At 43.4% G+C, this 12,578-nt stretch carries 9 protein-coding genes and 1 pseudogene; 6 read left to right on the top strand and 4 right to left on the bottom strand.

What is annotated here, in order from left to right; genetic code table 11:
- Window positions 1-45: 45 nt before the first annotated feature.
- Window positions 46-1,323, bottom strand: a complete 1,278-nt coding sequence (locus QUA23_RS11605) for an ATP-dependent DNA ligase (protein WP_333076271.1) — start codon at window positions 1,321-1,323, stop codon at window positions 46-48.
- A gap of 82 nt (window positions 1,324-1,405) precedes the next feature.
- Between QUA23_RS11605 and QUA23_RS11600 the strand changes: the two genes are divergently transcribed.
- From QUA23_RS11600 to QUA23_RS11585, 4 genes are all read left to right on the top strand, one after another.
- A complete protein-coding gene (locus tag QUA23_RS11600; protein ID WP_333076272.1) occupies window positions 1,406-1,561 on the top strand; it encodes a hypothetical protein in 156 nt (51 codons plus the stop codon).
- A gap of 90 nt (window positions 1,562-1,651) precedes the next feature.
- Window positions 1,652-1,957: a glutaredoxin family protein gene (locus tag QUA23_RS11595; protein WP_333076279.1), complete on the top strand. Its 306-nt coding sequence runs from the start codon at window positions 1,652-1,654 to the stop codon at window positions 1,955-1,957.
- Window positions 1,958-2,156: 199 nt separating this feature from the next.
- The gene (locus QUA23_RS11590) at window positions 2,157-3,659 is read left to right on the top strand and encodes a UDP-N-acetylmuramoyl-L-alanyl-D-glutamate--2,6-diaminopimelate ligase (protein ID WP_333076273.1); all 1,503 of its coding nucleotides are present in this window, start codon (window positions 2,157-2,159) and stop codon (window positions 3,657-3,659) included.
- A gap of 170 nt (window positions 3,660-3,829) precedes the next feature.
- Window positions 3,830-9,361 (top strand): AAA family ATPase, encoded by a 5,532-nt coding sequence (locus QUA23_RS11585; protein WP_333076274.1) that lies wholly within the window; start codon window positions 3,830-3,832, stop codon window positions 9,359-9,361.
- Between the two features lie 159 nt (window positions 9,362-9,520).
- Here QUA23_RS11585 and QUA23_RS11580 read toward each other — a convergent pair.
- Window positions 9,521-9,664 (bottom strand): annotated as a pseudogene (locus tag QUA23_RS11580) (IS5/IS1182 family transposase); the annotation flags it as partial.
- A 133-nt stretch (window positions 9,665-9,797) separates the two neighbouring features.
- Here QUA23_RS11580 and QUA23_RS11575 point away from each other — a divergent pair.
- Both QUA23_RS11575 and QUA23_RS11570 read left to right on the top strand, forming a co-directional pair.
- Entirely contained in the window at window positions 9,798-10,208 is a 411-nt protein-coding gene (locus QUA23_RS11575) for an ester cyclase (RefSeq protein ID WP_333076275.1), read from the top strand.
- A gap of 260 nt (window positions 10,209-10,468) precedes the next feature.
- Entirely contained in the window at window positions 10,469-10,915 is a 447-nt protein-coding gene (locus tag QUA23_RS11570) for an IS630 family transposase (RefSeq protein ID WP_333076280.1), read from the top strand.
- Between the two features lie 106 nt (window positions 10,916-11,021).
- On the opposite strand, the gene QUA23_RS11565 is transcribed toward QUA23_RS11570, so the two are convergent.
- The gene (locus QUA23_RS11565) at window positions 11,022-11,654 is read right to left on the bottom strand and encodes an MAE_28990/MAE_18760 family HEPN-like nuclease (protein WP_333076276.1); all 633 of its coding nucleotides are present in this window, start codon (window positions 11,652-11,654) and stop codon (window positions 11,022-11,024) included.
- On the bottom strand, window positions 11,647-12,578 hold a 932-nt coding region (locus tag QUA23_RS11560; RefSeq protein WP_333076277.1), incomplete at its 5' end, for a GmrSD restriction endonuclease domain-containing protein. The genes QUA23_RS11565 and QUA23_RS11560, both read right to left, overlap by 8 nt.

The following is a 12,578-nucleotide window of genomic DNA, read 5'->3' as shown; positions in this document are numbered from 1 at the left end:
TCCCATATTTGGGGAAGGAAACGGCAGTGCCGTTTTCCTACAAATTCAACAAAACTCCAGAAATCGTGCGTGCCACAGTTTGCCGCTTTCCGTCAAACCCTGCGATCGCACTTTAATTTTGACACTTTTGGGGTTAGCTTCGTAGAGTCGGGCAATTTCCTGCATTTCCTCCCCGCTAAACCCGGTTCCCACGGTTCCTACTGGGACTAATTTGCCATCAATTTCTTGCGCTACTTTGACGGCGCTAAACGGCCGCCCCGCAACTTTTGTCGCCGTCAAGCCCACAATAAACAAATCGTGTTCTTGACAGTATTTAGTTCTCACCATCGGATATTTCTTAACATCTTTGCCACCGACATACTGGCAGTTGTGCAACACCCAAACTTCGCCTTCTTTATTTTCAGATTCCTGCTGATTTGCCAGGACGATTTTTTCGGTGGTGGTGCGAAATGTCGGTACAACTTCAAAGGCTGGGGATAAATTCGCCAGCATTTCGCCAACTTCAACTCCCGCTGCAATTCGTTCGGATTCTGCCACGGTAGTTAGGTCATTGCCTTTGAAAAATAAACTTTTAAAAATGGCATAAATTGCGCTGGGCTGGATTGTGGGAAAACCGCTTTCAATATTAACTGTAGCAGCTTGCGCGCCGGTGCGGTGTTCGCTGCCGGTACAGCTTTTGTAATACAGTTCGCCGTCTAAAACAAAGGTGCCAATTTTAGCGGCTGTGTCGATTAATGTGCGATCGATCTCAATCGATGCTTGTTGCCGCAGGTTAGTCGATCGCGATTGGTAGTATACTTTATCTGGCGTCGCAATGACCACTACTCGATTGCCGTCGCGCTTGGGCTGTCCCCAATAATCGGGGTTTTCGATGTAATAAAAACGTTCACTGGGCGCCTCAACTGGCTGCATGGTTACAATTCTTCCCGGCTGCAAGTGCGGCGGCAATTCGGGAACAATCCGATGGTAGACAGTTTCTATTTTTGGGTCGGAAGTTGATTGTTTAGCAGGAGCGATATCGGCGGTAGAATTGTTTCGAGTATTGAGGGCGATCGGCTTTTCTCCGGTTTCCAATTCAAACGCTCTTTTCCAAAAGCCGATCGCCATTTCCGGGTATCCTTCCGACTCCGCACACAGTGCAAAACCAATAACTTTTGCCGTACCAATTCCGCGCCCGTAATCAGCCAAATACTGCACTGCCCCCGCTTCTCCCATCAAGTGCAATCCTCGCGTCACGATGCGATTGTTCCAGCGTTGTCGAATGTCGGCGCTAATTTTTTTAGCTGCTTTTCGCTTGGCTTCGGCGTATTCGGTGCAGTCCATACTGCCTCCTTTATGTAGGGCTATTTATATACTATACTAAAGATTGATTTATTAGTCAAAATTGAGTTTACAATTAGGTTATGTGAATAAATTTAACTCTTTCATTGGTGAACTAGATTTATTTTTTCACCGCAGAGGCGCAGAGGGTACAGAGGAAGAGAAGAAAGAGATAGTCAAGCGCGGTAATCTGTTGGCTGCCAATGCTAAGATAACTTCGATCGCGCATTGCGACCAATAAAGCCGTGAGTTGTGTCTTACTCGCGTTGAGTTCGCCCACTGGCGATCGGACATTTCAGAATTTAAGATCGAGTTTAATCTTACTGTTATGATGCGATTGATTTTGTACAGCAAACCCGGATGCCACTTGTGCGAAGGGTTGCAAGAAAAACTCGAACAGATTGAAAACCTCAATTTTCAACTCGAAGTCAGAGATATTACCGAACAGGATGACTGGTTTCAAGCTTATCAGTACGAAGTTCCAGTTTTGTTTAAAGTGCAGCCTCAGCCAAAAAATTCTACTGGCGAGGCTGCTTTCTCCGCTGAAGAACTGTTACCCCGTCCTTCTCCCCGCTGTAGTGTCGCCCAATTGGAGCAAATGTTACAGAAATATTTGCAAATCGATCCGTCACAATAATAGGATTTACCCAAAAACTCAGGTTTTAATCCTGACCTAGGGGTGCTCGGTGTGCAGCTTAATCTAGGCCGATAGGTTTTACACCGCGCATAAAAAAAACCTAGGGTTTGCACCGCGCACAGCAAAAACCTGTAGATGGTGGCTCAAACAATGTGTTCCGCCAGTCATATTCAAGACATTCAAGCGAGGAGTTTTTCAGATGAAATTGAGAGAATTATTAGCAGCAGTTCCCAGCATTTCCTTTGATGCGCAACATCCCGCCCTCAATGCCCAAGTCAAGGGTTTATCCACTAATTCCCACGCTTGTCAGGCGGGCGATTTGTTTTTGGGAATGCCGGGAACGCGCGTAGATGGGGGAGATTTTTGGCAAAGTGCGATCGAATCTGGTGCACTTGCCGCCATAATTTCCACCCAAGCAGCCGAGAAAACACCTTCGGAAGACGGGGGTAATTGCGTCATCGCAGCAGCCGATATGGCTCAAGTTTGCGGTCAAATAGCAACTGCTTTTTACGGCAATCCAGCTAGCAAATTAAAACTTGTCGGCGTTACCGGGACTAACGGCAAAACTACAACAACTCATTTAATCGAATTTTTGCTTAATGAAATGCAGTTGCCGACGGCGATTTTTGGCACGCTTTACACTCGCTGGCCGGGCTTCCAACAAACTGCACTTTACACCACACCCTTTGCGGTTGACCTGCAAAAACAATTAGCAGAAGCTGTAGCAGCCGGATGCAAACACGGGGTGATGGAAGTCAGTTCCCACGCATTAGCACAGCAGCGAGTTTTGGGGTGTAGTTTTGAAGTTGCTGTCTTTACAAACTTGACTCAAGATCATCTAGATTATCACCGTGATATGGAAGATTATTTTGAGGCTAAATCGCTTTTATTTGGATCGAATTACCTCGCAAATCGCGCTGTAATTAATATTGATGACCCCTACGGGCAGCGGATATTTGAGACCCTCAAATCTGACAGAGTTTGGAGTTACAGCACTGTTCTGAAAACGGCAGATTTGTATGCTTTTGATTTGGAGTATCAGCCGAACGGAGTTAAGGGAATGCTGCACACTCCGAAGGGTGAAACTGCTTTTTCTTTGCCTTTAGTCGGTCAGTTCAATTTATCAAATATGTTGGCTGCTGTCGGTGCTGTTTTAGAATTGGGTTTAGATTTGTCCGCAATTGTGGAGAAATTATCTCACTTTTCGGGAGTTCCGGGACGGATGGAACGGGTGCAAATTAGTCCAGACCAAGATATTAGCGTTATTGTCGATTACGCGCACACTCCCGACAGTTTGGAGAACTTGTTGAAGGCGTCGCGGCCGTTTATTCCGGGTCAGATGATTTGCGTGTTTGGCTGCGGTGGCGATCGCGATCGCACTAAGCGGCCCATCATGGGTAAAATCGTGGCAGAATTAGCCGATTTAGCTGTTGTTACTTCCGACAATCCGCGTACTGAAAATCCGGATCGCATTTTGGAGGATGTTTTAGCAGGAATTCCACCCACAGTAAAGCCGGTCGTGATGTGCGATCGAGCGGCTGCAATTCGCACTGCTATTATGGATGCTAAACCCGGAGATGGCGTGCTGATTGCAGGGAAAGGACACGAAGATTATCAAATTTTGGGTACAGAAAAAGTCCATTTTGACGATCGAGAACAAGCGCGAGATGCCTTGAAAGCCAGAATCAATTCGGTTAAGTGAATTTGGTTAATTGTTAACGGTTAACTGAATTCGGTTAACTGTTAACGGTTAGCTGTCCGTGGGCTGTGAAATTTGTTGTAGTTTTAAATATTGATACCTGGGTAAAATCTGATTTGCACTAGATTATAATAGTAAGAAAAAATATCTTAACAAAAAAAATAATTATTGCTATGATAGAACTAACTGGCTATCAAATTCTCGATCGAATTTACTCAGGCACTCGCACCTTAGTTTATCGCGGAATTCGCCTCTGCGACCAAAAACCTGTCGCCATCAAAGTCTTGCGGAACGAGTATCCCACCTTCAGCGAACTCTTGCATTTTCGCAATCAATACACGATCGCCAAAAACCTGAATTTGCCCGGAATCATCCAAACCTACAGCTTGGAACCCTACCGGAATGGCTATGCGCTGATTGTGGAAGACTTCGGGGGCATTTCTCTGAAGGAATGGGCGGGAAAAGAAAAAATGGTGCAATCTCTGGTTGAGTTTTTCCAAATTGCGATCGACCTCTCCAATACATTAGATATACTTTGCCGCCAGCGCATTATTCACAAAGATATTAAACCCGCTAATATTCTAATTAATCCAGAGACTAAACAAGTCAAACTCATTGATTTTAGTATTGCATCTTTGCTGCCAAGGGAAACTCAAACCTTGATGAGTCCCAACGTGCTCGAAGGAACACTCAGCTATTTATCTCCAGAACAAACAGGAAGAATGAATCGCGGGCTTGACTACCGCACAGACTTTTATTCATTAGGTGTAACTTTTTACGAATTGCTGACAGGAAAATTGCCATTTTCATCCAGCGACCCGATGGAATTGATCCACTGTCATATTGCCAAGCAACCGCCCTCTGTACGTGAAATTAATCCCGAAATTCCCCTTATGCTCTCGGAGATTGTCAGCAAATTGATGGCTAAAAATGCTGAAAATCGGTATCAGAGTGCATTAGGGTTCAAAGCCGATTTAGAAACTTGTTTGCAGCAACTCAATGAGACAGGTAAAATTGAGAGTTTTGCCATTGGACGGCGCGATGTGTGCGATCGGTTCATCATACCCGAAAAACTCTACGGCAGAGCAACCGAAGTCGCTGCATTATTAGCAGCATTCGATCGAGTAGCAAACCCCTCTAGATCTGGTTCTCAAGAACAGCATGGAAACGAGATAAACGAGGGAAAAGAAGACTCACCCCTTACTAAGGGCGGCTGGGGGGAATCGAATTTATCCCGCAGGGAAATGATGCTAGTTGCAGGATTTTCCGGCATTGGTAAAACTGTTGTAGTCAACGAAGTTCACAAACCCATAGTTCGCCAACGCGGTTATTTCATCAAAGGCAAATACGACCAATTTCAACGCAACATTCCCTTCAGCGCCTTTGTGCAAGCCTTCCGAGAATTGATGGAGCAATTACTCTCAGAAAGCGACGATCAGCTACAGCAATGGCAAAGAAAAATTATGAATGCTGTTGGCGAAAACGGTCAAGTTATTGTAGAAGTAATTCCCGAACTGGAACGAATTATTGGCAAACAACATCCTGTCTCTGAACTTTTAGGAAGTGCCGCCGAAAACCGCTTCAATTTAGTGTTTCAAAAATTCATCTCTGTGTTTGCTACAAAAGAACATCCCTTAGTGATATTTTTGGATGATTTGCAGTGGTCAGATTCAGCATCCCTGAAGCTTTTGCAAGTGTTGATGAGCGAAAAAGATAGTCAGAATTTGCTGGTAATTGGGGCATATCGGGATAACGAAGTATCCCCCGTTCATCCATTTATGTTGGCGGTAGCAGAAATGGTAAAAGCAGGAACAGTGGTTAATACTATTACCTTGCAGCCGCTGAGTCAAGCCGATATTAACGATTTGATAGCAGATACGCTCTCGTGCGATCGACCTTTGGCTCAGCCATTAACCGAGTTAGTTTATCAAAAAACCAAGGGAAATCCCTTTTTTGCCACGCAATTTCTCAAATCGCTACAGGAAGATGGGCTGATTGCGTTTAACCCCACCCCCCTTTCATCCCCCCTTACCAAGGGGGGACAGAGGGGGGTAACAGGGGGGTGGCAGTGTGATATTGCCAAAGTCAAAGCCCTAACTATCACTTCGGATGTGGTGGAGTTTATGGCGCTGCAATTGCAGAAGTTGCCGCCAGAAACTCAGGAGGTGCTGAAGTTGGCTGCGTGCATTGGAGCGCAGTTTGATTTGAATACATTGGCGGTAGTCAGCGAGAAGTCGCCCGAAGAAACTGCGGCGGATTTGTGGAAATCATTGCAAGAAGGATTCATCTTACCAACCAGTGAAATTTACAAGTTTTATCAAGGAAAAGAACCTCGCAAACAAACCGATATATTGCCAACTACTGCCGATCAATTACCTAACTACAAATTTCTACACGATCGCATTCAACAAGCAGCTTATTCCCTAATTCCAGAAGATAGAAAACAAGCCACTCACCTGAAAATAGGGCAACAGTTGCTCCAAAAAAGTAGTGAAACTCAACGTCAGGAAAGGATTTTTGATATTGTCGGTCATTTCAACTTTGCCCGCGGGCTGATTTGCGAGCGAACTGCACGTTATGAATTAGCCTCGCTCAACTTGCAGGCTGGGAAAACTGCAAAAGCTGCCGCAGCCTTTGACGCGGCATTGATATTTGTCAATACAGGTATTAGCAGCTTACCAGCCGATAGCTGGCAAGAACAATATACTCTGACGCTGGCGCTGCACAATTTGGCAGCCGAAGCAGCGTATTTGTGCAGCCAATTTGAACAGATGGAACAGCTAATTACTGCGATTTTGCAACAAGCAAATCAACTGATCGACAAAGTTAGCGCTTACGAGATTCAAATCCTCGCTTACCTTGCCCAAGGCCAGCCCCAGGATGGCGTTTACACAGCAATTGATGTGCTCGGGCAGCTTGGGATTCGGCTTCCCAAAAACCCGACTCAGCCTCAAGTATTGCTGGGTTTAGCCAAAACTAAGTTGATTCTCTGTAACAAGAAACCGGAACAGCTTGTGAATCTGCCAAATATGACAGATGCTAACAAATTGGCAGCGATGCGAATTCTTTCTAGTGCTGCTTCTGCTGCCTATCTTTGTGCTCCGAAGTTGATGCCGCTACTGGTATTTGAGCGGGTTAACTTGTCTGTACGGCACGGCAATACCGCCCTATCAGCTTTTGGCTATGCTTGGTATGGACTGATCCTCTGCGGCATACTCATGGATATCGAAGGAGGCTATCAGTTTGGACAACTTTCTCTGCAATTACTAGAGCGTTTTAACGCGACGGATTTGAAAGCGAAAGTGCTATTTATGACTTATACGTTTATCAGCCATTGGCGCGATCGCATCGCAGATACAATGCCAGCGCTGTTAACAGCTTACCAGAGCGGTTTAGAAACGGGAGATGTAGAATATGCTGCTTGGGCCGCTTTGGTTCATTCTTACAATCGCTACTGGACAGGGGAGAACTTAACGGAAGCAGAAGCAGCAATTCGTTCTTTTATAACGGCGATCGCTCCTTTCAACCAAAAAAACGGCTCTCTTTACATCCAGATATACCATCAAGCGACCTTAAATCTTCTGGGTCATTCTAGCGATCCAAGTTGCTTGTCCGGCGAAAGCTATCGGGTTGCTGAAGATATTCCCGCACAGGTGGCGGCGAACGATCGTACAGGGTTATTTTTTAGTTACGTTTGCCAGCAGCATCTTCATTATTTGTTCGGTCAGTATGACGCAGCAATTGAGAAGTCAAACGCTGCTAAACCCTATTTTGATAACTGCGTTTCCTCGCTTCCAACGGTTCTGCACTACTTTTACGATTCTCTGGCACAACTGGCAATTTACGCGGCTTCAACGCCTCCACAACGCCGGCAAATCTTGAAGTGCATTCAGGCGAGTCAGAAAAAGCTGAAGAAATGGGGACACTATGCCCCCATGAATTACCAACATAAGTTTCTTTTGGTAGAAGCAGAACGGTATCGGGTACTGGGGCAAAAGCTAGAAGCGATCGACTATTACGAGCGCGCCATCTCCCTCGCCAAAGAAAACCAATTCCTCAACGAAGAAGCCTTAGCAAACGAACTCGCCGCTAAATTCTACCTCGACTGGGGCAAAGAAAAAGTTGCCGCAGGCTATATGCAGGAAGCCTACTATTATTACGCCCGCTGGGGAGCCAAAGCGAAAACCGATGACCTAGAAAAACGTTATCCCGATCTGCTGCGCCCTATCTTACAACAGTCCGCCCAACCGCTCTCTATTTTTGAAACCTTATCCACCCTCACCAATCCCACCTACTCCATTCATTCGCTCGACCACCACAGTACCTCAAGCAGCTCCATCAACCATGCTCTAGATTTTTCAACGCTACTGCAAATCTCCCAAGTCATCTCCAGCACGATCGAGCTGGATGAGTTGCTGCAAATTGTCACCCAAACCATGTTACAAAACTCGGGAGCCGATCGCTGTGCACTGATCCTCTGCCAAGATCAAGAATGGCAAGTGCGGGCGATGGCTACCTGGGAACACATTAGCCTGGAAACGGAACCCCTAGAGAACAATCCCACCGTTCCCGTTAAATTAATTCAGTATGTCAAAAACACCCTAGCAGCAGTTGTCATCGATCGCGCCAAAACCGATCTGCCTGTGATTGACGATTATTTAGATCGTCATCAACCAGAGAGTTTGCTGGGTTTGCCAATTCTAAATCAGGGCAATTTGGTAGGCATTTTGTATCTAGAAAACCGGATAACCAGTGGGGTGTTTAGTCGCGATCGCCTCCTAGTGCTGAATTTTCTCTCTAGTCAAGCGGCGATCGCTCTGGAAAATGCCCGCCTCTATCACCAAGTGCAGCAGACTTTGAATGAACTTCAGCAAACTCAGATGCAAATGATCCAAAGTGAAAAGATGTCAGCATTAGGTAATCTAGTGGCAGGGGTTGCCCATGAAATCAACAACCCCGTTGGTTTCATTGCCGGGAACATTAATGAAGCTCATGCTGGAGTCCAAGACTTAATTGATTATTTGCACCTCTATCAAGAAAAGTTTCCTCCATCGGAAGCAGAATTGATTAAGAAAGCAGAGGAAATAGATTTAGATTATCTAGTAGAAGATTTACCCAAAATGTTGAGTTCCATGAAAATAGGATGCGAGCGCATCAAAAACATCAGCACCTCCCTCCGCACTTTTTCTCGCGCAGATACGGCCAATAAAGTTGAAGCCAATATCCACGAAGGACTCAATAGCACTTTGATGATTTTACGCCATCGCCTGAAAGCGAACGAAAAGCATCCTGAAATTCAAATCATTAAAGAGTATGGCAAGATTCCCAAAGTAAAATGTTATTTGGGACAATTAAACCAGGTATTTATGAATCTGCTGGCGAATGCGATCGATGCCTTAGAAGAATCGAATCAAGGACGGAGTTTTGCCGAAATTCAAGCCCATCCCAATCACATCACTATTCGGACAAAAGTAGAAAATGAAAAGGTAAAAATTTCCATCGCCGATAACGGAAAAGGAATGTCAGAAGAGGTTAAAAATCGTATCTTCGACCATCTATTTACCACTAAAGATGTGGGCAAAGGCACTGGGTTAGGACTGGCGATCGCGCGTCAAATTGTAGAAGAAAAACACGGCGGAAAACTGACATGTATTTCTGCACTGGGAGAAGGAACGGAGTTTGTCATTGAGATTTTAATTGATTAAAACTAATAGACATCCTGCAAAAGTCTATCTGGCGATGGATTCCACTTGACGGGGTGACAACGCCTCTGGAACCTTGATGGTAAAAGCATTAAAGCCCCTGAACCTCAAACAAGATAGCGGATTAGTGACAGGCTTATTGACTCATAACCCACATTCCGCAACCATCAGCACCAAACCCAAGGTGTCCACCATCAGGTGGCGTTTGCGGCCTTTAATCCGCTTGCCCCCATCAAATCCCATAGCTAAGGCGACTGGAGTTGCCATTTTAACTGATCGTCGCGAATCCATGCTGGTCGCCCTTGGTAGCGTAGGTGAAACCTATGGCTACTTAAAATGTTAAGAAAGGTATGCGATCGCTCGGGAAACTCAAAAAGACAAGTTTACAGCGTAACAGCGTTCGTGTATGATTTACCTGTCAAAGTAGAAAGGAAATTGTATGAATAGCCTGACTAATAAGGAAGTAGTTAAACTGTTTTTTGAAATTTATAACCATCAAGATTACGAAGCTGCATTTAAGTATATTGCGCCGAATTATATAGATCACGGGCTACCTCAAGTGCGAAGCGTCGAGGATGCGATTGAGATACTGAAGGCGACTCACAAAGCCTTTCCAGATATCAAAGTAGTGATTGACGATCTCATTGAGGAAAATGACAAAGTTGTATTTCGAGGTCGCTTTACAGCTACGCACTTGGGTGAGTTTGTTGGTATGGCTGCCAGTGCAGTGAAAGTAGAATTTGAGGCATTAGAAATATTTAAGATTGAGAACCAGCAGATTACAGAATCCTGGGGATATTGGCCAATGTCAGATATTGTAAGCCAAATTCAGGCTTCTGAGAATGTCTAGCCGTAATTCTGTACCTGTGCAATACAGTAGATTCGGAGTAGATGTTGGGATGAAAGGTGCTAGCATAGGGAGTTTTCTCTCCTAGATAATTCAATAGTTAACATTGAGTTAAAATAACCCTTAGTTAACGTTATTTTAACAGTTATTCACCTATCGAGTGCTAGTGGCTAATATTCCTCCCCGCCGACCCAAAAGCCAATAGGTCATCATTTCTCCTCTTGCCTTGACCTCGATCAACCCCAAAACCAGCAGAAAATGGGCTGAAATATTGGTGTCAAGATGAAACAAGAATTGGTTTAAAAACAATTGACAGGAAAAGAATTACAGCTTTTGGAGTTAAACCAATAGGTAAAGTTCAATGGAATTTTAAAGCCTATTATTTATATGGTGCAGTTGCGCCACAAACAGGAGAAAGTTTTTGGTTAGAGTTCTCACATCTAGATGGTATGTGCTTTCAAATGTTCTTAGATCAACTAGCAGACAAATATCCCAATCATTTAAACGTTATCCAATTGGATAATGGAAAGTTCCATCAAAGTAGTAGGCTAAAAATACCAGATAATATTCTACTAATTTTTCAACCACCATACAGCCCTGAATTGAATCCAATTGAGAGAATATGGTTACACATAAAACAAGAACTGAGTTGGAGAATCTATGAAAACCTAGATGGTCTTAAAGAAAAAGTTTGCGCTTTTCTGGGGTAACTTTCAACAGAAGAAATAGCATCTATAGCCGGATGGAACTACATTTTATTAGCTCTGGCTACTGTTGCATAAATTTGGAGAATTGGTATTATTCAGCAAGCCCTATTTAGGGATTTTTCAAGTAGAGCTTCTTCTCAAGACAATCAACGATTGATACTGCTAAATCGTGCATGACCTCTAAAGCGGCATCCTCATACTTTTTGTACTCATTAAGGTCTTTAATTATCATTTTTTGACCATGAGCAATATCATTTCTTCTTCTAACTAATGCTTTAAGCTCGATTTCATATTGATCTACTAGGGTACAATTAAGACCAGCTAGGAGTGTGTTTTCCTTAAATAAAGCCGGCCATAGATTTGATTCGGTTTCTAGTTTAATGTCAAAATCTAGATTTTCTTCGAGTAGTGAATTGAAGCCTATTTGACCAAATTCCCACATCTTTAATGGAGACGTATCTCCTCTCATTTCCTTAAACTTCTTTTGAAGAGATAGCCTAGCTATTGCATCTTGACAGTCTTTTCTCTTGACACCTGCGTTTTGGAGCTCCTTAAGATATATATCCCAGGCAAATTTGCAGAAACCTTCGTAGTGTGCATAGAGAATCGCCCACATAGCACGTAGAAGTGCTTGGTATATAATAGAACCTTTAGGGGCTTGAAATACTTGTTTTTTTAGTAATACAAGTTCTTCCTCTCTCCACTTTAAATCATTTTCCAATTCTTGAGACCATTTACTCATGGAGCAGTTCCAAAAGAGCATCTTTAATCACATTAATTCTACCTATTAACTTATCCTTTTTATTCGCTCCAGAACCAGTATTTTCTCGAAAATTATCACTCTGAACTGTATCAATTATTTTCTCTTTGACTAAATCAGTCGGTACATGGCTAATTTGAGGTAAGACATTCAAAGTCCCTACTGTAATAGCTTCATAATAAGCAGGAGCAAGACCACCAATAGATTTATCTCCCTTATATTTCACAAATGCTCCTTCTCCCAGGGCATTACTAAGAAATGAAAATAACTTATTAAAAGATTCTTCTTCTTCTTCATAATTAAAATTGATTTTTTTCAGGAGTATTTTTTCCATGTAATTATCTAGCCAATCTCGAACACTACCTTTAAACATATCTTGAGCATTCTTAGCAGCAAAAAACCTGAGCACGAGTTCTTCATCTCCTTTTTTTTCTTTTTCAACTGATGCCAGGGTTTCTGTACAATTCACAAAAGCCGGATGAGCAGCCTTTTTTTGTACAAAAGAATAGAAACGAATGCCATCCTCACCCACCATCCTAGCAGAGCAATTACGAATTTCTTGGGGGTCTAGAATTTCTCCACCTGTATTTAACCGTTTAAACATTGCATATCGTAGAAATGATTTACTTTGTCTCTTGATAATTATTGTTCGCACTGATGAGCGTTTAATCGTCAGCTTAAGTCTTAGGGATAAATCTTCAAATTTTTTGCCATTTAATTGTTCAACCAAATCACATCCTTGAAGAATTAGAGGTTCTAAATTTAGAAGGGAAGAATCAATGAATTGGATTACTGAACTAACTCTTTGCAAACCATCAATTAATTCAAAGGCGTTGCTGAATTGATGTATGATATAGCGATCGAGAGCAAAGTTGACGAAAAACAATGAACAGCAAATTAGAGTCC

Origin of the sequence: Microcoleus sp. Pol1C5, assembly GCF_036701115.1 — a bacterium.
Classification (GTDB): Bacteria; Cyanobacteriota; Cyanobacteriia; order Cyanobacteriales; family Microcoleaceae; genus Microcoleus.
This window is presented reverse-complemented; position numbering and strand designations above follow the sequence as displayed.